At 48.9% G+C, this 25,256-nt stretch carries 18 protein-coding genes, 1 tRNA gene and 1 pseudogene; 3 read left to right on the top strand and 17 right to left on the bottom strand.

What is annotated here, in order from left to right; all coding sequences use genetic code 11:
- Positions 1-56: 56 nt before the first annotated feature.
- Positions 57-1,313 (top strand): nucleoside permease, encoded by a 1,257-nt coding sequence (locus BZK40_RS03130; protein ID WP_071445575.1) that lies wholly within the window; start codon positions 57-59, stop codon positions 1,311-1,313.
- A 52-nt stretch (positions 1,314-1,365) separates the two neighbouring features.
- On the opposite strand, the gene BZK40_RS03125 is transcribed toward BZK40_RS03130, so the two are convergent.
- Positions 1,366-3,501: an ornithine decarboxylase gene (locus BZK40_RS03125; protein ID WP_079934151.1), complete on the bottom strand. Its 2,136-nt coding sequence runs from the start codon at positions 3,499-3,501 to the stop codon at positions 1,366-1,368.
- 468 nt (positions 3,502-3,969) lie between these two features.
- Between BZK40_RS03125 and BZK40_RS03120 the strand changes: the two genes are divergently transcribed.
- The gene (locus tag BZK40_RS03120) at positions 3,970-4,677 is read left to right on the top strand and encodes a DUF554 domain-containing protein (RefSeq protein WP_048215570.1); all 708 of its coding nucleotides are present in this window, start codon (positions 3,970-3,972) and stop codon (positions 4,675-4,677) included.
- A gap of 105 nt (positions 4,678-4,782) precedes the next feature.
- Positions 4,783-4,858 (top strand) — tRNA-Phe (locus BZK40_RS03115).
- A 215-nt stretch (positions 4,859-5,073) separates the two neighbouring features.
- Here the strand turns inward: BZK40_RS03115 and BZK40_RS03110 are convergent.
- The 16 genes and pseudogenes from BZK40_RS03110 to BZK40_RS03035 all read right to left on the bottom strand — a co-directional run bounded on the left by BZK40_RS03110 (position 5,074) and on the right by BZK40_RS03035 (position 24,793).
- Positions 5,074-6,414 (bottom strand): VasL domain-containing protein, encoded by a 1,341-nt coding sequence (locus BZK40_RS03110; protein ID WP_079934150.1) that lies wholly within the window; start codon positions 6,412-6,414, stop codon positions 5,074-5,076.
- 1 nt (position 6,415) lies between these two features.
- Positions 6,416-6,859: a type VI secretion system baseplate subunit TssE gene (tssE, locus tag BZK40_RS03105; RefSeq protein WP_079934149.1), complete on the bottom strand. Its 444-nt coding sequence runs from the start codon at positions 6,857-6,859 to the stop codon at positions 6,416-6,418.
- Positions 6,859-7,392: a type VI secretion system lipoprotein TssJ gene (tssJ, locus tag BZK40_RS03100; RefSeq protein ID WP_079934148.1), complete on the bottom strand. Its 534-nt coding sequence runs from the start codon at positions 7,390-7,392 to the stop codon at positions 6,859-6,861. Before tssJ ends, tssE begins: the two co-directional genes overlap by 1 nt.
- Complete coding sequence (gene tssG / locus BZK40_RS03095) at positions 7,367-8,455, bottom strand: type VI secretion system baseplate subunit TssG (RefSeq protein WP_079934147.1); 1,089 nt, start codon at positions 8,453-8,455, stop codon at positions 7,367-7,369. The genes tssJ and tssG overlap by 26 nt, the downstream gene beginning before the upstream one ends.
- Positions 8,416-10,182 (bottom strand): type VI secretion system baseplate subunit TssF, encoded by a 1,767-nt coding sequence (gene tssF / locus BZK40_RS03090; protein WP_079934146.1) that lies wholly within the window; start codon positions 10,180-10,182, stop codon positions 8,416-8,418. Before tssF ends, tssG begins: the two co-directional genes overlap by 40 nt.
- A gap of 22 nt (positions 10,183-10,204) precedes the next feature.
- Positions 10,205-11,803: a type VI secretion system protein TssA gene (gene tssA, locus BZK40_RS03085; RefSeq protein ID WP_079934145.1), complete on the bottom strand. Its 1,599-nt coding sequence runs from the start codon at positions 11,801-11,803 to the stop codon at positions 10,205-10,207.
- Positions 11,800-15,186, bottom strand: a complete 3,387-nt coding sequence (locus tag BZK40_RS03080) for an ImcF-related family protein (RefSeq protein ID WP_079934144.1) — start codon at positions 15,184-15,186, stop codon at positions 11,800-11,802. The genes tssA and BZK40_RS03080 overlap by 4 nt, the downstream gene beginning before the upstream one ends.
- Positions 15,158-16,342, bottom strand: coding sequence for a KPHS_23130 family T6SS system protein (locus tag BZK40_RS03075; protein WP_139762109.1), 1,185 nt, complete (start codon positions 16,340-16,342; stop codon positions 15,158-15,160). The genes BZK40_RS03080 and BZK40_RS03075 overlap by 29 nt, the downstream gene beginning before the upstream one ends.
- A 4-nt stretch (positions 16,343-16,346) precedes the next feature.
- The gene (locus BZK40_RS03070) at positions 16,347-16,613 is read right to left on the bottom strand and encodes a PAAR domain-containing protein (protein ID WP_079934142.1); all 267 of its coding nucleotides are present in this window, start codon (positions 16,611-16,613) and stop codon (positions 16,347-16,349) included.
- A 110-nt stretch (positions 16,614-16,723) separates the two neighbouring features.
- Positions 16,724-17,044 (bottom strand): annotated as a pseudogene (locus BZK40_RS03065) (SUMF1/EgtB/PvdO family nonheme iron enzyme); the annotation flags it as partial.
- Entirely contained in the window at positions 17,041-17,928 is an 888-nt protein-coding gene (locus BZK40_RS03060; RefSeq protein ID WP_079934140.1) for a formylglycine-generating enzyme family protein, read from the bottom strand. The pseudogene BZK40_RS03065 and the gene BZK40_RS03060, both read right to left, overlap by 4 nt.
- Complete coding sequence (locus tag BZK40_RS03055; protein WP_079934139.1) at positions 17,925-18,806, bottom strand: formylglycine-generating enzyme family protein; 882 nt, start codon at positions 18,804-18,806, stop codon at positions 17,925-17,927. Before BZK40_RS03055 ends, BZK40_RS03060 begins: the two co-directional genes overlap by 4 nt.
- 14 nt (positions 18,807-18,820) lie before the next feature.
- On the bottom strand, positions 18,821-21,100 hold the full coding sequence (locus BZK40_RS24750) for a hypothetical protein (protein ID WP_253193174.1): 2,280 nt from the start codon (positions 21,098-21,100) through the stop codon (positions 18,821-18,823).
- A 28-nt stretch (positions 21,101-21,128) separates the two neighbouring features.
- A complete protein-coding gene (locus BZK40_RS03045) occupies positions 21,129-23,639 on the bottom strand; it encodes a type VI secretion system Vgr family protein (RefSeq protein WP_079934138.1) in 2,511 nt (836 codons plus the stop codon).
- 53 nt (positions 23,640-23,692) lie between these two features.
- Positions 23,693-24,094 (bottom strand): hypothetical protein, encoded by a 402-nt coding sequence (locus tag BZK40_RS03040; protein WP_079934137.1) that lies wholly within the window; start codon positions 24,092-24,094, stop codon positions 23,693-23,695.
- 6 nt (positions 24,095-24,100) lie between these two features.
- A complete protein-coding gene (locus BZK40_RS03035) occupies positions 24,101-24,793 on the bottom strand; it encodes a hypothetical protein (protein ID WP_079934136.1) in 693 nt (230 codons plus the stop codon).
- Positions 24,794-25,256: the final 463 nt, after the last annotated feature.

Genomic DNA, 25,256 nt, shown 5'->3' with positions numbered 1-25,256 from the left:
CACGGCAAATGTGCCTTTTAAAACATTCATCCGCATTACGGTGTGAGGAAATTAACATGAATCTTAAGCTGCAGCTGAAAGTTCTCTCGTTTCTGCAGTTCTGCTTATGGGGTAGTTGGCTCACTACCCTCGGCTCCTATATGTTTGTCACCCTTAAATTCGATGGTGCATCCATTGGCGCGGTGTATAGCTCGCTGGGGATCGCCGCCGTGCTTATGCCAACGCTGTTAGGGATCGTGGCCGATAAATGGATCAGTGCGAAGTGGGTTTACGCCCTTTGCCACCTGGTCGGTGCAGGAACGCTGTTTGCCGCAGCCGAAGTCACCACGCCAGGGGCCATGTTCTTTGTGATCTTGCTTAACTCCCTGGCCTATATGCCAACACTGGGGCTAATCAACACCATCTCCTACTATCGCTTGCAATCTGCCGGGATGGATATCGTTACCGACTTCCCGCCAATTCGTATCTGGGGCACCATCGGCTTTATTCTGGCGATGTGGGCCGTGAGCTTCTCCGGCTTTGAACTGAGCCATATGCAGCTGTACATCGGTGCGACATTGTCCCTGGTACTGGTATTGTTCACCCTGACGCTGCCGCATATTCCGGTTGCCAATCAGCAGAAAAACCAGAGCTGGACATCAATGCTCGGTCTGGATGCTTTCGCGCTGTTTAAAAACAAGCGTATGGCGATTTTCTTCATCTTCTCAATGATGCTGGGCGCAGAGCTGCAGATTACCAATATGTTTGGTAACACCTTCCTGCACAGCTTCGATAACAACCCGCTGTTCTCCGGTAGCTTTATCGTGGAACACGCATCGGTGATGATGTCGATTTCACAGATTTCCGAGACGCTGTTTATCCTGACTATCCCGTTCTTCTTAAGCCGTTACGGTATTAAGAACGTGATGCTTATCAGTATTGTGGCGTGGATGCTGCGCTTCGGCCTGTTTGCCTACGGCGATCCAACGCCGTTCGGTACCGTGCTGCTGGTTCTGTCGATGATTGTTTACGGCTGCGCCTTCGACTTCTTCAACATCTCTGGTTCTGTGTTCGTGGAGAAAGAAGTACGCCCTGAAATCCGCGCCAGCGCACAGGGTATGTTCCTGATGATGACCAACGGCTTCGGTTGTATTCTGGGCGGACTGGTGAGCGGTAAAGTTGTTGAACACTATACGCTGAACGGTATTACCGACTGGCAGACCGTGTGGTTGATCTTCGCAGGTTACTCGCTGGTTCTGGCTTTTGCCTTCGTTGCGCTGTTTAAATACAAACACGTACGCGTTCCAGCAGGCACACAGACTATCGCGCACTAACGTTTACGCAGAGAAAAGCGGGTTACCAAAAGGTAACCCGCTTTTTTTGCGCTTACTTCACCACATATCCATACAGACGCTTAATACCGTCTGCATCCGTTTCACTGTAAACACCTTGCAGCTCCGGCGAGAAGCCTGGCAGCAGGTTTACGCCCTCTTCCAGCGCCAGAAAATATTGCTGTACCGCCCCACCCCATACTTCGCCCGGTACCACGCACAGCACGCCCGGAGGATAAGGCAGCGCACCTTCCGCCGCAATGCGGCCAGCTGCTTCACTAATCCGCACCAGTTCAACATCACCACGGATAAAAGCGCTGTTCGCATCCTGTGGGTTCATCGCCACGGCAGGTAAACTTTCCTGACGGAACATCGCTTTTTGCAGATCTTTCACATCAAAGCTGACGTACAGTGAGTGCATCTCCTGGCACAGTTCACGCAGGGTGTAATCCCGATAGCGTACCGGATACTTATTGAAGATGGTGGGCAGCACATCTGCCAGCGGCGTATCGTCTTCAATATGCTGCTCAAACTGCGCCAGCATCGCCACCAGTTGCGCCAGTTTCTCTGCGCTTTCTGCCGGGGTCAGCAGGAACAGAATCGAGTTAAGGTCGCATTTCTCCGGCACGATGCCGTTTTCACGCAGGTAATGCGCCAGAATCGTCGCCGGAATACCAAACTCGGTATATTGCCCGGTTTGTGCGTCAATGCCCGGAGTGGTTAACAGCAGTTTGCAAGGGTCAACGAAATACTGGTCGCGCGCGTAGCCGGAAAAACCATGCCATTTAGCACCTGGTTCGAAGCTAAAGAAGCGACGCTCGCTGGCAATCACCTGTGTCGGATAGCTTTCCCACGGTTTGCCATCAACTACCGGGGGAACAAACGGCTGAATCATCTTACAGCGGGTAAGTATCGCTTTACGGGCCTCAATGCCCAGCGTCACACACTCCGCCCACAGCCGACGGCCGCTCTCGCCTTCATGGATTTTGGCGTTAACATCCAGCGCCGCAAACAGCGGGTAAAACGGACTGGTAGAAGCATGCAGCATAAATGCATTATTCAGACGCTTATGCGGGCAGAACCGCGCCTGACCGCGAATATGGTTATCCTTTTTGTGGATCTGCGAAGTTTGCGAGAATCCGGCCTGCTGTTTGTGTACCGACTGGGTGACAAAAATCCCCGGATCGTTAGCATCAAGCTCCAGCAGCAGCGGTGACCCATCGGCCATCATCGGAATAAATTGCTCGTAACCGACCCATGCAGAGTCAAACAGGATGTAATCACACAGATGACCGATCTTGTCGATCACCTGCCGGGCGTTGTAGATCGTACCGTCATAGGTGCCGAGCTGAATGATCGCCAGACGGAACGGGCGCGGTTGATCGGCCTTTTGCGGCGCAACCTCGCGAAGTTGCTGGCGCAGATACTCCTCATCAAAGCAGTGCTCGTCAATACCGCCAATAAAGCCAAACGGATTACGCGCCGCTTCCAGATACACCGGCGTCGCACCCGCCTGGATCAGCGCACCGTGGTGGTTCGACTTATGGTTATTACGGTCAAACAGCACCAGATCGCCGCGCGTCAGCAGCGCATTGGTTACTACTTTATTGGCCGCAGAGGTCCCGTTCAGCACAAAGTAGGTTTTATCCGCGTGGAAAACTTTCGCGGCAAATTTCTGCGCATGTTTCGCCGAGCCTTCATGAATCAGCAGATCGCCAAGCTTAACGTCGGCGTTGCACATATCCGCGCGAAACAGATTCTCGCCAAAGAACTCGTAGAAATGGCGCCCCGCGGGATGCTTTTTAAAGAACTCACCGTGTTGATGTCCTGGGCAGGCAAATGTGCTGTTCCCCATCTCGACATACTGAGTCAACGTGTCATAGAACGGCGGCAGCAAATCTTCTTCATACTGACAGGCAGCAGACTCCAGCTCCAGCCAGTCCTGCGCCTGACCGCGAATGACCGCATTCACGCCCGCCGGCAGATCAACATCCGACTCTGCGAACAGAAACACGGGTATATGAAAACCGGTGTGTTTCAGCAAAGCAAGGATCCCGCTGCGGCTATCCGCAACGGTAATGACGACTGCCGCAACGTCAGTAAAATCAGTACTGTCCAGCGACACCACCTGACGATGGCTGGACAGACGAGAAACCAGTTCTCCACTGGCGGCAATTTTCATTGATTTCATAAGCGCAATAACCCGTTTCGGGAAAATCAAAAGTCCCGGACAAAGCCATATTGCTTTGCCCACGAAATGACAGGTCAAACTGGTTACCAGCCCCGACCGCCAGACATCAGTAAAAGCAGATAGCCTCTGATTTTACTGTTATCCTGCAGTGAGCGTGCGCTGCCCTCACCGCATGGTGGGAGCGTAAAGATAAGTCGCAGGAAGGGGCAAACGTCGCGCAAAAAGGCGATGTTGAAGGCGATGTAGGGGGAGTAATATCATCCCAGGCAGCCCCATTCAGACAGGAGAAAATTCGCGCAATCATGGCACCTTTCACTTTCAGGCGCAAGATAAAATCCGGAGCCTGAACCTCACAGATAAACAAGCATTTCGTCTGTCAATCGCGGCATAATAATGCAATCTGAAAACATATTTTACCCAGAGAATTGCCTTTAGCATCAAGACGATAATGGGTATGCAGGAGCAAACGTGGTAATTGGACCCTTTATTAATGCTGGCGCCATTTTATTTGGTGGTGTTCTCGGCGCACTACTCAGCCAGCATTTACCGGAACGCATTCGTGCCTCCATGACCTCCATATTCGGATTGTGCTCTTTGGGAATTGGTATTTTGCTGGTTATCAAATGCGCTAACCTACCGGTGATGGTCCTGGCTACGTTGGTCGGTGCATTAATTGGTGAGTTCTGTTATCTGGAAAAAGGGATCAATACCGCGGTTGCCAAAGCGCAGCAGCTTTTCACCCGGTCGGATGCCAACACCACGCACGAATCCTTCATCCAGAGCTATGTGGCCATCATCGTGCTATTTTGCGCCAGTGGTACCGGGATCTTCGGGGCGATACATGAAGGGATGACCGGCGATCCGAATATTTTAATCGCCAAGTCGTTTCTTGATTTCTTCACGGCCATCATTTTTGCCTGTTCATTAGGTATCGCGGTATCGGCAATTTGTGTACCAATGCTGGCAATCCAGTTAACGCTTGCCACCTGCGCGGCAATGATTTTGCCCCTAACGACGCCAGCCATGATGGCCGATTTCAGCGCCGTAGGTGGGCTACTGTTGTTGGCAACCGGTTTACGTATTTGTGGAATCAAAATGTTTGCGGTTGTGAATATGCTTCCTGCCCTTCTGCTGGCAATGCCGCTTTCCGCCGCGTGGACGGCATTTTTTGCCTGAGAATGCGTGCAATAGCAACAATGTGGTGATAGATTGTGCAGTCTGCATTGATTTGAAGAAATTTCGTTGACGAAGCGAAGCGAATCGGGTTTAATGCGCCTCGTTGCCCGGATAGCTCAGTCGGTAGAGCAGGGGATTGAAAATCCCCGTGTCCTTGGTTCGATTCCGAGTCCGGGCACCACTATTTAGAAGAACCCGCCTATGGCGGGTTTTTTGCTTTTGGCGAAACGGACTCTTCATCGAACTTCGTTCGATTATTCGCCGCCAGCGGCTCACCCCTTCGGTGCCAGCGCGACAAGCGCGCTGTTCAACGCTTAAAGCGTTAGTCCGAGTCCAGGCAGCACTCATTTAAAGAACCCGCCCAAAAGGCGGGTTTTTGCTTTTGGCGAATAGTCACTATTCTCTCTTCACCGAACTTTGTTTCAACAACGCATAACGATTAAGAAGCTGATTAATCCGCATATCGAGTTGCTGATACAAAGCGGGTGATACACTTCCCTGCTTTTTTAACTCCTCATCAATTTGACGCAATAACTCTTCTGTCGGCGGCGATTGGTCAAGCTGGCGGCGGATAGTGAAAATGGCTGATTTCAGCTCCGAACCCGTCAGATATTTACCTTTACGTTCATCAAGTGAATTTAGCTGGGCAGTTAACGCCTCCAGCCCCTGCTGGGCATGATGCCAGTTTTGCAGAGCACTTTCCGGCAACGCTTCCGTGTTTAACTGTTTCTGTAATCCGCTGGCGAATACCGTAGTCTGCGATTCTTCCGGCCACAGGGTGACTAACTGCTGTGCTAATGATGTGGCATATTCTCTTGACCACAAAGGTGACAGGCGATGTAAAACGTCCAATTGCCCTTGCGTTGCGGCGATTAATTCCTGTTTCTTCTCCTTCAAATCTGAGGAATGTTTCAATGTGGACAATTGTTCAGGTGTCAGCCCCCGTGGCAATGGCTGAACCAGTTCAAATCTGTCGGCCCACATAGGGCTGATACCAAGAAAAGCGCCTGTACTCACCACTGCCGTAACCATGACACCGATGGTGAATCCCACCCACATTCGCCGGGGTCGATGAACGCTTTGAGTAGCAAACTCCGCTGCGCTTGATTGATCGGGCGACGATGCCTCATTAACCACAAAGACCAACTGTGGCAAAGACGTCTCAGCGTGATTAGTCGTAACTGAAGCCGGTATCATCACAGCGGTGGATCCCGAATCCGCTTCAGACTTCTCCAGGCGTAAAGCTGCGTTATGCATCCAGGTAACGACAGCGTCTAGTTTACTTAACGATTTTAACTCAAGGCGTTGCAGCACCTCACAGACATGTTTCAGACTCTGCTCAACCCGATACACCATCGATAAATCTGCATATGACAACGTTAGCGTGCGTAATTCTTGCTGTAAACGAGCTGACAGCCATGCCAATATTTCAACGCGGGCATGGGTTTGCTGCGGCCATATTACGCTCCAGTGATGCGTCAGTAATGCCTCCAGCAGTTCAGCGCTTTCGGCCAGCCCAGCCAGACCTGCGCTACGAATTCTGGCGACGGTATACCAGGCCAGTGTTTGCAGTTCGACTCCGTTATGACGAAACAGCGCCAGGCTTAACTGTTCCACCTTTTGCCAGTCAACGTCCGGGCGTGCGGGGTGAGTCAGCTTGCTGATTTCATCGCGTAACTGACCAAACTCCGTGAAAGCACGCGGATCGTCGCCGGTGCTGATGCGATTCTTTTCCATGTCAGTACACTCCCGTCTCAAGCCACCCCTGCTTCTTAAGATGACGAATAAGAACCCGCCCCTCAGGGGTAAAATCAGTGCCATAGCGCACAATGCCAAGATCATGAAGTTCCGCATCAATGGAATAACGCAAATGCCCCGGCGCTTCCTGCTCCTGCATCGTTACCTGAATGTCTTTTAGTCGCGGTTCATACTTCAACAAAACCTGAGAAAGCGTGCTGATAAGCTGATGTGCTGTTCCCGGCATACCCTGGAGGATTTTGGTCATATCCGGCAGACCATAATCGGGTAAATGTTTGAGGCTACCGGCACGAGTATTCAAAATGCGCTGCATATTATCGAGGACGGACAAGATGACCTGCGTATTTTCGCTGACTGCGTGCAAAGGAAAACCACCGGAAAAATTACCCAGCAAGATGTCATAAAGAGAAGGCTGTTTAATCATTACTCACCCTCCTGCATCAGGAGAACCAGAGCCTGAGAATTTAATTCAATCACTCGCGCCTTATCAGGATCGAGATCTTCACGACGTAATACCACACGCCATGAATCTTCAGACTGATCGGGAGAAATAAACATTCCCGCCACGGCAACATATTGCGCTTCGTTTTCGAATGGAATATCGACAGTTACGCTTTCACCAGGTCGTACCCGAACATCTCTCTGAGCCAATAAATCTGCTTTCACCACCGTACTATCTTGCGCAAATAAGGACTGATAATTAGCCGAGTCAAATGCTTTTCGATCTTTGAGTTGGTAAATACGCACGACCGTCGAAAGCGCTATGCCCTGCGCATTTTTATTTGCGGCTTCTCTGGCGGAAAAATCCAAATGCAGGGTTTTAATTTCCTTATAAAAAATCGACTTCGTTAATGACACGGTACCTTCAGATACTTTTTGTGTCAGACCACACCCAGTAACTAAACTGACCATTCCGGTTATTACGGCAAAATTAATAGCGATAATCGCCAGCCTCATCGGCTTCCCTCCGTTGAACATGTTGAGTAAGGCTCTGCCAAAGCCCAAGCTTAATTGTTATAAATTGATTCTTCGCTTCCTGGTTATCCAGACGCATCACAGCCGTGCGGCCAAGCTGAACTGCGTGCTCGCTTTTATTACTGGTAAGATGAGCATCCGGAAGCACCGATCGAGGAATGCGTAATTGCAGTCTCGCATTCACTCTGGCACCTAAATAAACGTGCATCAGCGCGAGAAAATCATGGTAAAGCTGGCCACCCGGTAACCATTCGCGAGCTTCATCGGGAACGTCCGTTGTAAGCGTAATTAGCACCTGACTGTTAATATCTACGGCGCTAAGTCCCATCACCGGACGAGAATGGAGGCTAACGGGTTGCCGCACACTCATTTTTAACGCCTTATCCAGCAGGATTAAGCGTTTATCATGAGGGGTCACGGTGGTATTTGTTGTTGGCGATAATAAAGAAACCAGCGCGGATATACCTTCTGCCGTACGCGTTGGCATTCTCATTATTCCCAGCAGCGCCAAAAAGCGCGATATCGGGGTAGCTGTTTGTGTGGCGCACCCCTGAATTCCCAGCCCAGTCAACCCCAGCAAATATTGTGAAGTCTCATCTGTCGCGCCTGAGCGAAAAGTCGCTGGATAGCTGTATTTACGCCAGATTCGATAAAACTGCGTAATTAAGCGATGGTTAAAAATATCCAGAAACTCAGCGGTAACGTCCGCACCTTCCTGACGCTGGGCAATATCATCCTGATAGGTTGTCGGCAGCGGCGATTCCACGCCATACAGCCCCATAAAAGTGACACGAACCGTTGGTGGAAGTGTGGGTTGCTGCGGATCATATTCTGCACTTTTTAGTTCACCCGCCGGGAATCCCATCCCCGGATGAGGGCGAAAACGAATAGTATCGAAACGTGGGCTTTGTTGGCTTCCGGGACAGGGCGCTTGTGGCTCCCACTGTTCCAGCAACTGACAGAAACGATAAAAATTAGTACGGGGCAGGTGTTCGCCAAGGCTCGTTAGCAACCGGGTAGTCGCTGATTGTGATTCTCTTTCCATCGCAAGCTTTTCCCTGCCGGCTGTATGATTAAAGTAAGCTGATTAAACAAATGAATATCCGCATACAATGCAAAAAAGCGGTTAAGCATTTCACCAAACAGATGAATATCGCCTTCGCCTGTAAATCCGTTTTCATCAAGCGTTACTTCGATGTCCACACCACGGAGTAGAAATCCTTTTTCAAAGCGATGTATTTCATGTTGTTGAACATCCATGATCGCATCCAGACGACGATAATTAAGTTCATCATCCTGCCAGTTATAGAGAGACAACGTTCCTTTGAGCACTTCAGCGCTGGCCATCATATTCAGAAAGCTGGATCCCAGGTGACTCAACACTCGCCAGTGAAAACGATCCTCAGCGGGAGGGTAAGCAGGTAGTGTCGGTTTAGACAGATTGCGCACGGCAAGCGGCGTCTGGAGGATCTGCTCACAACAATTGAGCAATGTACTTTGCAAAGCTCGCCGCGGTAGCTGACCGTTTGTTCCGGTCACTTTCAAAGACAAGGTTTCATACTCAGCAAGGCGCTCCCGCTCCCAGGCATCTCCGCCGAGGATCAGCCATGTATCATACAACCCGGATACGCCGCGTCTGACACGCGTATGGTAATAACGCTCGGGTGCGTTACGGCGCATCATGCCTCCCTTGTGGCGAAAACTGGTGAAAGGGGCATAAACGGCGTTACGCGTTCGCTGTGATCCTGAAACCGCATCGACTGCATAAATTTCCGTGTGGCCATCTTGCAACCTTCGCGGACGCAGCAAATATTCACTTTCCAGACCATTAACTACCAGTGGATCGGCTTCGATAGTGAAAAGATTAATAACCGGAACACAATGAAGACGAATGTTTTCACTCCCCACAGGAAGCTCAGAATCCCACTGTTGAGTCAGTATCACTTCTATTTCAAAGCAGTCTATACCCTCAGGAAACGATATTTTTTCCAGACCGTTAAGATGGACAAACATAAATTTTTCGCGGAACGTAAAATACTCAAGCAATAATTGCCAGCCGCCAAACGCCGTATCGCCTTTTGGCCACAAACTGTCTTCATCGGCAAATCCACCCGGGGAAAAGAAACCCTCCAGTCGAATACGTTCTACGCTGTTGGGGAGTCTCAAATGAAGAGAAGCCAGACGCTTTGTCAAAGCAAGGTGCAGCGCGTGGGTTACCGGCGCGTCACCGCTGAGGTAAAGGCTGAGACGCGTCAGATCGGTTTGCGACCAGTCCATCTGTGGATTGCACTTTATTCGCATACGGATAACCGAGCGCCCATCAGGTTCGGCATCGATTTTCACTGCCGCGACAGACAGCGGATTGAGCGTGACGGGCTGGGTAGTACGATACTGACATACCGTTTTTTTAGGGCCAACGGGCTGTGACAATACGCCAAACCTCGCGTTAATCCGCTCGCTCATTTTCAGCACATCAATATCAGGTAAAAGCTCGACAATACTTAAGGAGGGAATGGTACGTAAATAATGTGGCCACAGCAGACTCATCAACCCTTCGGTAAATTCAGGGAGATGATCGTCTATTTTGGCGCGCAATCGCCCCATCGAAAATGCAAAACCTTCAAATAACCGTTCCACATAGGGATCGGGAATGCCGGCTTTATCCAGATCCAGCATCGCTGCACGATCCGGATGCGCCTGCGCAAACTCTTTTGCCGCTTCCCTTAAATAACGCATTTCCGCGTCATAATAACGCAGAGTTAAATCTTCCATTTCACAGTTCGCTTATTTTGTTTTAACCGCACAAAACGGCGGCTCTGGCGGGATCAATGGCGACCAAACCGGACAACAGTGAGTCCATCTCTGGTGCCAGACGCGCTTTGTCACTTTCACTGCGGTTGGCTTTTAATCGCAAAAGTTTCAGCCGTCGCGCTTTAACTTCAAACAGCAGTTCAGGCTCCCATTGTTTGAGAGTGAGAGAGTGTGCTGTAGTATTCAATTCCCCAAGCAAATGCAGCGCGAGATCGTTGCGCCCACATTGTTCTGTCAGACGGGCCATCAACAGCTGGCGTAACCAACGCTGTCGACGTGAAACAATACCTGGTCGTGCCTGAACCCAGGCGAGCGCGGCTTCAACGCCTTCGCTATCCGCTAACGTCAAAGCTTCGCTTTCAAGTAGCAGAATATCGTCGTCCGCTCCTGCACTAGCCGCAGCGATTTTTTCCATCTGCCAGTCACTTTCCTGTAGCACGTCACGGGCTATCCACTCACGCGTGACATCATCTGCAAAGGGAGTCCCATCGTTAAACGCCAGCGTTTCCAGCCCCGGCATCCGATGCAGCAGCATTTTCAGATCGCTGATAATAATCCCGGCATTTTTATCCCATGGCGATCCCGCTCTTGTTAATGCCTGATGAAGGTACCACTGCACGTCCAGCCAGAAATGATTCACTCCCTCAACAAATAAGCTGTCCGTTAACTCAATCAGTTCAGTCCAACTTTGCTGCAAATACAGACGTTTGAGCTGCGCGCGATAATCACTCTTGGGCGGTACCAGGCGCGTACGTCCGGCGCCATCTGGCGGTGGAAGCTGGCTGACCGTATCGAGCCGCACGCTTTTCATCAAATGATGCGCCGCCAGCCAACCATCCGGCTGATCGCTTAAGTATTTCGCCAACACCCGCGCCTGCTCCAGCAGCTCACGGCCAGAGGCAATACTTTTAAGGACAGGAGTTTCTGCGCTGTGCCTACTGGCTTGGGTACTGATATTTTGCGGCACCAATGCCTGAGCCCCGCCAGATTGGGCCAGACGGTTCTCCAGCGCGCTATACAGCGCCCCAAGCCCAGGACGAATACTCTCCTCTCGCTGGCCAAACTGCTGCTCCAGCAGCATCAGCGCACCGGCGATCCGTTGCGCGTCAGGTCGTGAAACTTCGGGAAAACGCGCCAGACTATCCAGCATCCGCCCGCCTGCCAGCCATTCAAGAGCAGCTTTATGGCTGTTGGCTCTTAAGGGATGGAGAGAATCGCCATATTGTTGCATCAGGCCAGCCAGCAAAATCAGACCATCCGCCAGGCCGGGCTCACCATCCTGATACAAACGTGCCCATGTGTAGTAAGTGACAACACGGACATCCTTACAGGTGGTGATCAGAAGTTTTTCCGCAAGCTCAATGATGAGATCCGTTTGTGCGCCAGAAAGTTTATTCACCTCCTCTCGCATGCGCTGAAAATCATCGTCATAGCCAGGATCTTCACCACCGGGGTTGGCTGCTGAAATGGGCAATAGCCAGTTTTTCCATAGCGTAGTCTGCGTTTGCGCCTGTTCCATTAGTTGCTGTTGTTCATCTGGCGAAGCCGTGCTGGCGGCCAGTAGACGTTTCAGGGCACTCATTCTTCTTCCTCTGAGGAAATATTGCCGCTTACAACAAAAATTGCTTCTGGTAGTTCAAAATCGCGGAGTTTGAGTAATACAAGAGGACCTTCACCGGCTTCCGTTCGCAGGGTATAGTTCAGCGGCAATCCATCCTGCGCAGTCCAGCGCAGGTTAAAACCGCTACTCACACCAGCGTTATCGGTTATCTCCGCTTTCTCAAGCAGTCGGATCCACCCCCAGGTACCGGGGTTATCTGAGTAGATTCGGGTTCCCGTATTGGTGCTCACCCAGCTTAGGGTTGCCCCTGAAGCCTGAGTATCAGCAGGCCAGACAACATTTTTCCACGCTGGCATCTGATTAACGTAGGTGAGTTTCTGTCCATCCAGCACGAGGTCAGTCTGCATCACGTCGCGCGCCGTTCCAGGACGCAATTCAAAACGCATCCCAGCTTCCCCACGAATAAATGCGACATCCGCAATTTGACTGAGCTGATCCATTGCCTCAATGAACGCCGGATTAAACTCCAGCCCCTGAGCATTCACCGTGTCGGCAACCCAGTGACTTCCCTGTTTATGCAGCACACCGCTTAAATGACTTTCGAGAAAATGCGGGATTCGCCCATTATCGCTTCGTAGATATTGCGCCAGCAGCGGCAGAGAAGCCTCACTGCCAACATCGCGAAACGGATAACGTCCGCCGAATGCGCTGTTCCAGTCATTCACAATCAGCGCCTTCCATTGCGCATTCAGGCCCGCCGCGGTTGGTTGCAACACCTGCTGCCATGACTGCTCCAGCGGCTGTACAAACATCGTTTGACCAAATCCACTCCATGCTTGCCCCAGACTGGCAGCCACCAGATTGCCATAGTCACGCGTGGTGGTGAGATCGACGGTTTTACCCTGAAACACCGTTTGCGCCAGGGCCTGGCTCATGCCTTGCGGATCGGCAGCGTTAGTAATCTGCTGGAGTTTCAGCCTGACCTGCGTTACCCGGGTCAGGTAGGTTTGCAGACTCAGATGACTGATATCCTGCCCAGCCGATTGTTCATCCATCAATGCCAGGATTGGCGAGAAGGTACTCGCCATAGGGCCTTCTTCCCGCGCATGTTGGTCAATGGTTTGATTTTCTTTGGTGTTAAATAGATCCTTTGCCGACTTCACCAGTGAGTCCGACAGCGCTTCTCCGGTTAACCCTGTGCGTCCCTGAACGGCGAGCGTATTCATTAACGCAACCAGAGGAGACTGACGGATATCTGCAATCAACGTGAGTTGATCGATAGCATCACTTAGCGTCTGGGTGCGCTTCCAGCGAATACTGTTGAGAAAATCCAGCCAGTTGTCGGCAAAATCCGTGAAGTAACGCTCGCTAAGACGCACCTTTAAGGCCTGTGGAGAGAGAGGGTCGCTTGCAGAATGCGTATCATCTCCCAGCACCTGATCCATTTCTTCCCGGCGGTTGTTGACGATTTTCTCAATGGCGGGCAAAACCTCCTCTTCCCAGGCTTTGTGGGTATACACGCCAGCAACCGAACTGTGGGTATAAAATACGTGCTCTGCCCGGGTATCGCCGGTCATGTCTTCCAGACGAAGAGCGGTGTAATGCGGCGTTACCTGTTCAATGATTTTCTGATACAGGGCGGCTTCGCCATTGCGGATCCCCATCTGACGAATTAACAGCGTTCGCACCTGGCTAATAAGATTTTTATCGGCTGCTATCTTCCATTCAGGATGCGCCTGAAGGTTCTCTCCCCAGAATTGCCAGAGCACAGGGCCAACGCCCTGCCATGATGCGCGCGAAATACCCGCTCGCTCCGGCCAGTCTTGCATCAACGCCTGACTAAAAAATGACGCCTCCATCTGTTCAGGCCGGGAAAGCATCAGATACATTTTCAACTGGTTGTAGGCGATCTTTGCCTGGGCGGCAAACTGCGGGCTGTCTGGAGCCAGTCGGGTTAACGCCGTTAATTCCTGGGTAAGATGTTGGGCGGCTTCATCACGCAGGAGCGGAATAGCGATACGCGTATAGCGCGGCCATAGCGCATCCAGCAGAGCATCATTTTGGCTTAAGCCGAAACGGTAGTACCACGGCGTCCCATTCTGCTGACGCCAGCGAAGCATGCCTGGCGTTTGCTGCAGAGCAGACAGCGCCGTAAGACGCTCGGCGAGCGGTTTATCCGCACCGCCTGCCAGGCTCGCCTGGTACAGACTTTCGCCAATCAGATTGCGATTCGCCAGGAAAGACACCACCATTCCCGCTCCCCATAGCAGCATCAAACCGGCTGTACCGACTGCCAGCACGCGCATCCCTGAACGGCCTGTACGCTGTGCCTTAAGTTCAGCAGGTAACGCAGGGAGTGAATCAAGCAGCGCACGCCAGCGCTCATCACGCATCCAGGCATGCGCGACGTGCGATGAAGTATTTTCCGCATACTGGCTCAGGATTACCGCCGCCAGCGGCAGAGGCCGATGCGGGCTGAAAAAAGTGGACAACGATTCGCTGATAGCTTCTGCGCCAGGCATCAGCAAATTAGCCATTTTCAGTAAGAAGTTATCACGGATATTGCGCGTAACCTGCTGCGTACCCTGCTCCGCCATCTGCATTGCCAGCGAGGTCAACTGCGAACGACATAAAGCCGTGGTGCATCCTGCAGGGAACAAACATGTCGCAGAGTGCAAGGTTACGTCATCCCGGACGAATTGAGCGCCATACAGCGACCAAAGGTATAACGGTACTCGCCAGCGGAGCGTGGTAAAAACAGCCTGAAAATGGCGGGCGGCATTATCTATTTGTTCTGCGGTTAAAGAGACAACAGGTGCCGATTGAACCAGTGTATCCTGGTGCTGAAAAGTGGGGGTTACCCATACAATCCCATCCAGCGGACGCCGATGCAGCTTGCGTATCGCATCAAACAACGAGGCATCTGGCGCTTCAGTGAGCGTACCTCCCCAGATTAACACCACGCCATCCCCTTCAACCCAGCGTTGAGAGGTGAGTTTAGGTACTAATTGATCAACCTGGGAGGCATCCCCCATCACCAGCAGGAGACGCGTTTTGGCGCGCCAGCGATAACTGTAATATACCTTGAGTACATCACGAATTTCCCCTATCAGCATATTCCCGGAGGGCGGTTCCTCTATTCGGGATTCTTTGTCTGGAAAAACTCTATCGTTTTCTTCTTTTACCCGAAAAAGGTGCTCCTTGGCATAAATGTTGATAAGTGGATACCAGCGAACAACAATAATCAAAATTACCGTCAATATACCTAAGATGACTTTTTTCGTAAGTGAATCAGCCCCCAGGAGATCACCATAGCTCCTAATCAGCCATGTCAGCCCCGCTAAAAATGCCACAATTAAAACAAGCAGACTTCCCCTACGCCACAGATGGCTTGTCGTATTCATTATTACTCCAGGGTAAAACGGTGCAGATATATGATTGTTCTTCCTGAACAGAAACGACTAAATATGACTCTAAGTTATGCTTTGACATATCAGCCGCCACGCCAGCGCATAGCCAACCGGAAAATGGACCGGGGATCCCCATAAATCTTTCAAGAATAATTTTGTTTTCAACCTGCCAATGAGCGCCATGATTGTGACCAATTGGATAGAGTTGCGCACTCAACAAATCAATTAACTGACCATCAGACACAATGTTTTTGGTATTTATCGCGCTTACCTGAGTAGTAAAAAAAGTGGTTAAATCTTGAGGTAAACACGCTTTATCCAGAGGCATTGGACGTAGAAAATGGCACTTACCGTTGAACCCATAAATACGCGCTACGTCATCACTGGTTAAAAGAAAGACTGCCATTCCATCAGAATAATTCTGATTCCCGTTAAATTGTAAAACCAGAACAAGATCGCTCCTGACTTCTGCATTTTTCAGGTTCGTTTCCAGTCGATAAAAAGGAAACTCCATTTCTACTCGTACAGAGGAAGGTTGTGGCCTGCCAGGGAAAGTCATCTGCCAGATGCTATTAAAGTTATTTTGCAGTAAATGCCGTTCTTCCGTTGAACCATCGGTGATGAGTGTTACATGCAAAGGAATGGCTATCGGTAATATACTCAGAGATTCAGCAATACTGTTCAGCAAAACAGTCACTGCATTGTCTTGATTTTTGACATTAGGCAAATAGTCAATACGATGAGCTAAACCACATTTATTCTCAATATTTGTGGGATTACCTGCAATAAACGAAACGGTAATTTTCTCTGGTAACAATATGCAGCTATTCATCACGACAATAGAGCGCTGTCCCCAGGACTGCCATTCACGCTGAGAAATCAATATTTCTTTTTGCAAAAATTCATAATATTCAAGCGCTCGCCCATATAAATATGCTCTAACACTAGCAATTATTAACCACAGGAACGCTGGAAAGAGCGAAACCAGCCAGATGTTGACATCATTAATAAAAAATAGATGTTCTGTTGCATGCAATACAAAAAGTAAGATACTTATTATTACTGATAATATACCAGCCAGTGTCCATCGCCAGAGAGAAAGAGGTTCAGGAGCTACGGGCATGATAATTCTATGGCGTTCCCAGCCCATGATTTCATCCTATTGATGCTTCTGGCGCACTTGAAATAACCTGACATCCACACAAACTGTGGCATCCATCGACAACTATCGGCTTACCATCAGAAAACCATTCTGGCGAACCTTCAATAATAGGATTAATGCCATGGAATGGTATCGGGCAACTGACCATATCCCCCAGAAGAACTACTTTTTTCCCTTGAACAAACATGGTTGAAGATGCAGATATTACACTTCCACCATGAGTCGTTTTATCACCAAGCAAAACAAAACCTTTTGACATATTTCACTCCAGTATAAAAGGAAACAAATCGACAATTAATAAAAATATTAAAAAAAAATCCAGTCACTTTCTTCTTCAAAGTACAGCCTTCACTTAATAAATATAAACGAGTTTTTTCGATGGGTGATTTTAATACACTCATTATAATCTTTATGCGTGACCTTATATTTTCCAATCATAAAGTCACTCAGCCTGACCTTATGCAGGTATTTATCATCCTGGTTCGAGCTGAAGGGCAGTTTTTCCCAAATCAGCGGACCGAAGTCCCCCATTAAAAACTCACCGCCCGTGACCGGGACCATATTATCCAGCGAGCGCTTCACCAGCGCCTGCGTGAGCTGCTGGCTTTCCGTACTGGTGCTGCTATCACAACCAGTCAGCGCCAGCAAAAATATTCCCAGAGTAAGAAATTTCAGAATATGCGCCGTCATCCGTTATTCACCACACAGCGAAAGCCAAAATTGGGAGGAAATTGGTCATCTTCTGCTTTATGCCCGTCAAAAAGTGGGGAAGGGAGGTTCGACTTGCGAAACATGGTCAGGGCATACTGATAATCTCCTCCTGAATATCCCCTCATAACCTTCCTGTCGCCGGTCCCCGGTCCCTGCGGGTTATCAACCGGCGAGTGTGCATAGTAGTCCGCCGCATACCAGTCATTAGCCCATTCATCACCGCTTAGTCCCATGTCATACAATCCCAGTGGATTGGGGGGATATTTCCCGACCGGGTAAATCGATATCCCTACACCATTCATTTTTGCTCTTTCATCAAAGGTGGGAACGTTGACTCCGCGCTCTATTTTTCCGTTACTGGTGGCATAGGGCAAATACTGTCCCCGGGAGCGGGCCGCGTATTCCCACTGCGCTTCAGTGGGCAAATCCACCCGTTTACCCGACATTTTACCCAGCCACAGGCAGTAGTCTTTGGCCATCTGCCATGGGACGCTGACGGGAACGTCATCCGCCAGTAACTTCCCATCAAAAATATAAGTAAGCTTTTTGCCTTGGGTGATTTTAATATACTCATTATAATCTTTATGCGTGACCTTATATTTGCCAATCATAAAGTCACTCAGCCTGACCTTATGCAGGTATTTATCATCCTGGTTCGAGCTGAAGGGCAGTTTTTCCCAAATCAGCGGGCCGAAGTCCCCCATTAAAAACTCACCGCCCGTGACCGGGACCATATTATCCAGCGAGCGCTTCACCAGCGCCTGCGTGAGCTGCTGGCTTTCCGTACTGGTGCTGTTATCACAGCCGGTCAGCGCCAGCAAAAATATTCCCGGGGTAAGAAGTTTCAGAATATGCGCCGTCATCCGTTATTCACCACGCAGCGAAAAACATATTTAGGAGAAAATCTATAATCTTCTGCCTTACGCCCATTCAAAAGTGGAGAAGGGAAGTCTGACTCACGAAACATGGTCAGGGCATACTGATAATCCCCTCCCGGATAGCCCCTTTGTACCTTCCTGTCGCCGCTCTCCGGTCCCTGCGGGTTATCAACCGGCGAGTGCGCATAGTAGTCCGCCGCATACCAGTCATTAGCCCACTCCAGACCACTTAGTCCCATGTCATACAATCCCAGTGGATTGGGGGGATATTTCCCGACCGGGTAAATCGATATCCCTACATCGTTCATTTTTGCTCTTTCATCAAAGGTGGGAACATTGACTCCGCGCTCTATTTTTCCGTTACTGGTGGCATAGGGCAAATACTGTCCCCGGGAGCGGGCCGCGTATTCCCACTGCGCTTCAGTGGGTAAATCCACCCGTTTACCCGACATTTTACCCAGCCACAGGCAGTAGTCTTTGGCCATCTGCCAGGGGACACTGACGGGAACGTCATCCGCCAGTAATTTTCCACCAAATACATACGTAAGCTTTTTGCTATGGGTGATTTTTATATACTCATTATAATCTTTATGCGTGACCTTATATTTGCCAATCATAAAGTCACTCAGCCTGACCTTATGCAGGTATTTATCATCCTGGTTCATGCTGAAGGGCAGTTTTTCCCAAATCAGCGGACCGAAGTCCCCCATTAAAAACTCACCGCCCGTGACCGGGACCATATTATCCAGCGAGCGCTTCACCAGCGCCTGCGTGAGCTGCTGGCTTTCCGTACTGGTGCTGTTATCACAGCCATTACAAAATGCTATTGTTACTAATAGCGCGGCGCAGTATTGCTTATTCATTATGATATCCTTAATTAAACCGTTCTGGTCTGTCCATCATCACTCATGGGGTCATATGTCTGTTGCTGGTCAATCAACGCTAAATACTGATCCATTAATTTATCGGGAATAGGCTTGAACGGTTCCTCTGGTGAAACCCTCTCCGGAAGATTGTTATATAACTCAGGTAGCTTCTTACCGTAATGGGTAAAAAATATAGAATCATTCTCACCATCAGAGAGGAATGTAATCACTGCTTGTTCATTTTTATTACGGTCACCTTTTCCCTTTCCAGGACTTTCAGTAATATGCTGCATAACATTGTCGTAATCCGCTTTACTCTGCACCCATTTCAACGCCAGGAAGATGGCCTGCTTACGGCGTTTCATTGGCCCTAATTTCCAGGAGTTAAACGTGAGCGGGTTATTGTTTTGGTTTCGCGGGTCGAGAGGGTCCGCCCAATTGATATCCATTAACTGCGCAATCAGCGCGCCTTTGGTTTCCGGTGGCGAGTATTTAAACTGATCCGGGTTATTCAGCACACTCTCCATCAGCTTAACCCGGTTATTTTCCTCGGTTAGATCATCTCCTAATTGGGTAATGATATCCATTGCCTGATCCGCCATAGCGACCGCCGCCTGAACGCCGCGGGCCGCCATAATTAAGGGGATGGCGCACAATGCCTGAAAGGCATCTAATTCCATCATGTCGGCTAACTTTTGATAATCAACGTTGCGTAGCATATACATAAAACTTTTCATAAAGGCTAAATAGCAGCCGCCATCAACCTCAAACCCCAGACTCCCCTTTGCACCGGCCCCCCAGCAAAATGCCGCTTTACAAAAAATACGAAAACGCCCCTGGATGTAGGTGACATAGAAAACCGCACTTCCCCCGGCACCCGCCTGTAGCGATACCCCCATTTCCAGCTTCGCAATTGCCGCAAATTTCCGTTCTTTAGTGACGATGGTTTTATCGTCCGTCTTCCCGACGTTAGCGGGAGGCGTGTCGTCAGGATGCGGATCGAACCATTCTATGGCACCGCTGATATTGCCCCCGAACTGGGCACCCACAAAAGCGCCAATTTCTCCTCCGCCCTGTGCTTCAGGTGTTTCCGGAGTATGTAAATTAATCGTTCGTTTGCCCGGTAGCGGCGGGGGAGGAAGCTCCGCTGGACGGCCTTTAATTCCGTAACCTTTGCCCATTTCACCGCTCCAGTCGAGCGTTGCGCCAACCTCAACTGCCACACTGGCTCCGACACTGCCGGACAACACCATTTTCAGGGCAAAACGCAGCGCCCCCATATTACAGATACCGCCTGGCGTTTGCGGGGTATCGGCTTTTGCCGGAAACAGCAGACTGATGCCTAGCCTGTCCGGAACATATAAAGTGCTTTCTGCTTTCGCTTCACCTAACGCAAAACTGGCGTGCCCCTCTAATTTCCCTTCAACCTTACCCTTTAGTGGATTAAATTCCGCGGATATCCCTGCGCCATGGCTAAATCGCATGAGCTGGGCCTGAGCGCTAATATCAACATACTGATGATAGACGGACTCATCAGCATTCCCCCCCTTCGGCCAGGACAGCGATTTATTCATCTCTTTTGCCCAATCGCTGACAATAATGTTGCTATCTTCACAAATATCAAACTTGAACTTAACAGAGGCTTCTTTCAGCTGTTTTTTTAGCTCCTGGGGGTCTATTTTCGCCTGACGTACAGTTTTATTAACAGTTTTACCATTTTCATCTTGCACGGAAATGTTTTTGTCATGGTACTTAATAAAGCTGGCTTCGCCTGTTTTTTTGTCAACATTGCTAAGCTTATATCTACGCCAATCTTCTTTGATCTTTTCAGAACGAATATAAGTTTTTTTGAATCCAGTGACAGAGTTTTTATTAAGGGGAATTAACTCCATAATGCCAATAGCACTCTCCTTCATTTTTTCATCCAAAAGTTCCCCTTCAGGGACATTGGCCGTGAGAGTCATTAATTCCTGGCGAAATGCTTTATTGGCTTTATTGAGTGCGGCGTATGCTTCTGTTACCTTACTCTGAAGCTGTCTTTCTGGTACGGTATCAGCCTGTAAAATTGCCGCATAATTGGCTTCATCAAGATCTTTCTTTGCCTGCAGCTGTTTTTCCAGTAACCCTGATAAAAAGTAATGCTCCTCCTTAATTGTTTTTTCAGCAGTTGCATCAACACAAAGTACTGTCGCGCTACCAGGGTGGAGATAAATTTCCGGTTCGTATTTACCTTTAACAACTTTTCCTGAGCCTTGCGCAGACGTTTTAGTTTTCTCTTCACCTGTTGCCATAAATACCTCCCTGTTTAAAATTAAAAAATCAAAGTAATTCGATATCTAAAGATTCAGGCTGTGCGGTATATACGGTAATGGTTTTACCTTCGGCATCCGTTACCCCCTCATATACGTTTCCCTCTCCTGTTTTAATTCGATAAGGTACGAAAGGCATAATCTCTCCGGAATCCTCATCTTTGGCGATAAAGAAATCATTAAATCCTTTCGGTAACTCTGGTTTTGGCAGGTCATAATCAGCAGCCATTAATTTCTGCACGCTGATAGATTTGAGCAGAATATTTTTCGGACAGCCTATCTCCACATTTCCGCCGCTGAGTTTGATATAGGCTCCTCCGCAGTTCAGCACCAGCTCGTCGGCTGCCGTCACCACCACTTTGCCCTCCACGCTTGTGACGGTAATGTCCTTTTTTGCCACGGCATCTATCCCGTCATCCTGGGCCTGGATTTCAACCTTCCCCTTTGCGGCAAATAACCGTATACCCAGCTTCAGGGCCAGCAGACTGATGGCTTCCCCCGCCACGGCAGTAAATTTCTTCATCACGCTGATATCTGTATTACCACCCGCGACCAGCCCCACGCTTTCACTGCCGGACGACAGACGCACCGACTTCGGACTACTGATGCTTATGTGCTCCGGTGCATTGAGCACAATCCCTGGCTGAGTAAGATTGTTTAACGCTGTATTCAGTGCCTTTGCTGTATCTGAATCTGCCGGCCAGGCCTGTGCGATATCGGCAGCATTCGCAAGGACATCACTCACAGACAGCGCCTGAACCATTTGCGCGGCAGCATTTTTCATCTCCAGCATCCTGTCCGAAGCATCACTCTGCCTGTCCGAAGTGATAAAAACCCCTTTACCTCCGCGTACCGCCACCCAGTCGTCTGTGCGCAGCTCGGCCCCCTCTCCCCGCAGCGCACGTCCCGCATCCACGTTATGCCCCAGATTAAGCTGCGTCTTCCCGCCGTACTCGGTGCTGAGCTTGACGTGCTCCTCACCCCGTTTGTCCTCCATGCGCAGCTTGTTGTTCGCGGGCGTGCGGATGACGTTGCGGGTATGGTTTGCCTGTGTCACGTGGTCCGGATGCCGGGAGTCATGCAGCGCATGCGCGATATAGGGCCGGTCCGGGTCCCCTTCATGGAACGCCACCGCCACTTCTGTGCCCTGTATCAGCGGGAAGTGAATACCATAAGTGTCGCCGCCGTAGGGTTTGGCAAGGCGTACCGGCATACTTTCGTAGCCCTGTTGTTTATCATCGCGATCCGCATCAAACTTAACCCAATAAAGCCCGCTCTGATTTAAATGAGCATATTCATCATTCTTTTTCGGGCTTGAAACACGTGCCATTAGTGTGCCGCTAATCACTGGGCGCGATTTGAGTGGAGGTCTCCAACAGCGCGTTTCACTGTAAATGGTCGCCATCAACACCACTTGTAGCGCTTCCTTTCGGCTTGCGCTGAATGAAACCGCCGTAACCAGCAAGCTGTTACGCACACTGACAGGAAGCGTTGGGACAGGAGTGGATTCCGTAATATTCAGGACCTGAGCCGGGCTGAGGCTTACATCGGTTGATAATCCAGAGATTGTCGCTTGTGAGGAGAGATAACGCTCATGTTCCAGACGCGCCCAAAAATTCCCTGTCTCAGGCGCCGGCGAAACCTTATCACCCGTTTCAAGATGGCGTGGGCGATAGTGGTAAACATCCCCGTAAGTCACCTCGTCACCTTCACCGTAAGTCATATCAGTTTGTGCAGAAAATAATATTTTCTGAGCCTGGCGATGGTTATAATCCCCGGCAGTAACCGATGCCTGCACCGCAGACTGTTGGAACTGAATATCCCAGACTGAGTCGATGCCATTGTCATTCATTCCGGAGGGACTATTCAGCGGTAATGTTTTGCCAAACTCCCATGCGCTTTGTTTGTCAGCAAAATAGATCACCTCAGTGCCAGCATCAGTCTGAAGCCTAAAGAAGAAGAAAATCCCAACTTCAGAGAGCAGGCGTTCAATAAAAACCAGATCACTCTCCTGATACTGATTAATTTGCTCTCTTTTGGGATATTCCATTACTAAATCAAAATTATATTCCCAGTCTTTTAAACCATGCTCTTGTAAAATTTGAGTAACAACTTCCGGAACTGACATATTAATAAAAAAACGGTGTGTACGAAATTGGTTTTTCAGCAACGCGACAAAGGGTTCAATGATTATCTGATAAATTGCCTGGTCTTTTGAACCACTGATACGATGGAAAGATGTCACAATACCATGTACCATTTTACGGGCAGTTAACTCACTTAACTTCCCCATTCCCATAGTCAATGTCGTTGATTTTCTAAGTATCGATTCGGCCGCAATATCTTTATCCTGGCTGGAAAAGTGTACTACGTATCGATACAGCGAACTCATTTCCTCTGTACCATTAAAGTTAATAACATCCAGTATCGATTTACATGAAGGGATATACAATTGATAGCGATTCAGCGTATTTTCAGATATAAATGACATCCCACCGTCAAGTGATTCACTCATTCCCATATATTTACCCCCTGTAATATTATAAAGAGTCACTTCCAGAACAAAACCTACCTTCAACGCATTGTTTTTATTAAACTGACCAAATCTTTTTTCTTGTTAGTAACAATAGAAAAAGTAAATCGACGATTATCATTTGATATCCAAAGTTCTTCTCTTCCATTATCACTATAATCATAAAGGTGAAAGCCAAGACCTGTTAGATAATTACGAACAATTCCTACATCACCACCGCGAAAAACAATAAGATTTGTTTCCCGTGTACTTCCATCAGGAGAAATATATTCAAAGTAATAATCATTTGATATCCTTGGAGCCTGCTTGATATCAACATCAGTATAGAAATAGTAGTCAAAAAGATCGCTTTCCCGATATTCTAATTTATCTGGCCAGGGTATTAACAGCGGTGACAAGAAAATCAAAACAATCATCACCAGTATTATTTTATAGTAGCTCATTACCATTCACCTCGACAAAAATGAATAATAACCGCCATCCCCGGCGATAATATCTACCCGACCAGAAGTGAAATCACTCCACGGTTGCACCCATGTCATAAATGAAGGCAGCTGCCCCTTATAGGGTTTATGGACAGCACAGTTATCCTTGGGGGCTGGAAACAGTAATGGTAAAAATCCTTTATTTTTATAATTGCCTATCGGCCCATAATAATCCCATCTACTCAGGGCCTGCTCTTTACTGACAAGCCTCAGTCTTGACTGATAGTCTGAAGGAAGGATTGCCCGGTAGAAGCCTAAAAGATCGGAGGTAAGATCCTCACCGCTAAATCCACTGTCGGTATACCAACTAAAACACCAATTAGATTGCAAACTTTCAAACAAGCGTGCCGTCGTCATCATCATGGCTAACGCAACGCTATTTTTCTCACATGCAGATAAACCTTGTTTGATACGCCACTTAACAAACTTTCCTGTACCAAACTGGCGATGATTTACAAACATCTTTTGGCTATAGGTGACTTCATAATAACCATCACTACTTGATTCACCTCGTTTTATATCTGACAGTAGGTTTTTAATATCACTTCCCTGTGCATGGCCTATATCTATCCATCCCAATATTTCGCTATAAACAAGCCCTGTTTTACGATCCAATGTCCACTCGGAAGGTTCAATAATATCGTTACGTTTACTCATCATTAAACTCCAGAGTCATTCGCTCTTCATAACTCAAACTCAATACTACTGATGAAACGGACTGAATAATGGTAGAGAACGCTTAACTGCTCCAGTCCCTCAAAACGCAACACATCCAGTGCATACGGGCATGAAGGGATCGTTAAGCTGTAGCGGTTAAGCGTAGGCCCTGATGTTGTTAGTTCCATATTCATAGAGTTAACGCTATTTAATAAACTATATTTATGCGCTTATAAAATCATAATAAAAACTGATCGGCACAGTTTCCCATTAAATAAAAAATTACAGATAATCATCCCAATTACTACGCACATGAGGCCAGCCAAATTTCATCACAAAATACCCTAAAACGATCAATAAAAAATTCCCCATGCCCCATAAATATCTAAACCCATCGTCAGAAATGAAGAAAAACCAAATAGAAAAGGCAATACCAAACATGCATAAAATATTCCCTAGCAGA

It is taken from the genome of Citrobacter portucalensis (genome assembly GCF_002042885.1).
GTDB classification, from domain to species: domain Bacteria; phylum Pseudomonadota; class Gammaproteobacteria; order Enterobacterales; family Enterobacteriaceae; genus Citrobacter; species Citrobacter portucalensis.
The sequence above is the reverse complement of the archived record's forward strand: the minus strand, read 5'-3'. Positions and strand labels throughout refer to the sequence as shown.